We start from the raw sequence: 1637 nt of genomic DNA, 5'->3' as shown, positions 1-1637 counted from the left end.
GCAGATTAGCACGCCCTTCATCGCCTCTGACTGCCAGGGCATCCACCGTGTACGCTTAGTCGCTTAACCTCACAACCCGAAGATGTTTCACTTCTGATTGCGAAAATTTGAGAGACTCGAACACACCGTTTTTCTTTTCTTATTACGGAGAAAAGAAACAGTGCGTCGTTTCAATTTTCAGCTTGATCCAGATTTTTAAAGAGCAAATATCTCAAACGAGACTCGCAAGTCTGTTTTGAGATACTGATTGGTTGTGCCTTTCACTCACACCCAGCAAGTGGCGTCCCCTAGGGGATTCGAACCCCTGTTGCCGCCGTGAAAGGGCGGAGTCCTAACCGCTAGACGAAGGGGACACGATGTGTCACGACTTCGTAGCCGTCTTGCTCATTACTTTCTATCAGACAATCTGTGTGGACACTGCAAGGCAGGTTCTTTCAGGTAAGGAGGTGATCCAACCGCAGGTTCCCCTACGGTTACCTTGTTACGACTTCACCCCAGTCATGAATCACAAAGTGGTAAGCGCCCTCCCGAAGGTTAAGCTACCTACTTCTTTTGCAACCCACTCCCATGGTGTGACGGGCGGTGTGTACAAGGCCCGGGAACGTATTCACCGTGGCATTCTGATCCACGATTACTAGCGATTCCGACTTCACGGAGTCGAGTTGCAGACTCCGATCCGGACTACGACATACTTTATGAGGTCCGCTTGCTCTCGCGAGGTCGCTTCTCTTTGTATATGCCATTGTAGCACGTGTGTAGCCCTACTCGTAAGGGCCATGATGACTTGACGTCATCCCCACCTTCCTCCAGTTTATCACTGGCAGTCTCCTTTGAGTTCCCGGCCGAATCGCTGGCAACAAAGGATAAGGGTTGCGCTCGTTGCGGGACTTAACCCAACATTTCACAACACGAGCTGACGACAGCCATGCAGCACCTGTCTCACGGTTCCCGAAGGCACCAAGGCATCTCTGCCAAGTTCCGTGGATGTCAAGAGTAGGTAAGGTTCTTCGCGTTGCATCGAATTAAACCACATGCTCCACCGCTTGTGCGGGCCCCCGTCAATTCATTTGAGTTTTAACCTTGCGGCCGTACTCCCCAGGCGGTCGACTTAACGCGTTAGCTCCGGAAGCCACGCCTCAAGGGCACAACCTCCAAGTCGACATCGTTTACAGCGTGGACTACCAGGGTATCTAATCCTGTTTGCTCCCCACGCTTTCGCACCTGAGCGTCAGTCTTTGTCCAGGGGGCCGCCTTCGCCACCGGTATTCCTCCAGATCTCTACGCATTTCACCGCTACACCTGGAATTCTACCCCCCTCTACAAGACTCTAGCCTGCCAGTTTCGAATGCAGTTCCCAGGTTGAGCCCGGGGATTTCACATCCGACTTGACAGACCGCCTGCGTGCGCTTTACGCCCAGTAATTCCGATTAACGCTTGCACCCTCCGTATTACCGCGGCTGCTGGCACGGAGTTAGCCGGTGCTTCTTCTGCGGGTAACGTCAATTGCTGCGGTTATTAACCACAACACCTTCCTCCCCGCTGAAAGTACTTTACAACCCGAAGGCCTTCTTCATACACGCGGCATGGCTGCATCAGGCTTGCGCCCATTGTGCAATATTCCCCACTGCTGCCTCCCG

The 1637-nt window shown here is 53.0% G+C and carries 1 tRNA gene and 1 rRNA gene; both read right to left on the bottom strand.

The window, feature by feature from the left end:
- Window positions 1-278 precede the first annotated feature (278 nt).
- Window positions 279-353: transfer RNA gene (locus KW828_RS21610), tRNA-Glu, on the bottom strand.
- An 86-nt stretch (window positions 354-439) separates the two neighbouring features.
- Window positions 440-1637: ribosomal RNA gene (locus tag KW828_RS21605) — 16S ribosomal RNA — on the bottom strand; the annotation flags it as partial.

The organism is Enterobacter sp. ENT03 (genome assembly GCF_019218745.1).
Taxonomy (GTDB): domain Bacteria; phylum Pseudomonadota; class Gammaproteobacteria; order Enterobacterales; family Enterobacteriaceae; genus Enterobacter_D.
This window is presented reverse-complemented; position numbering and strand designations above follow the sequence as displayed.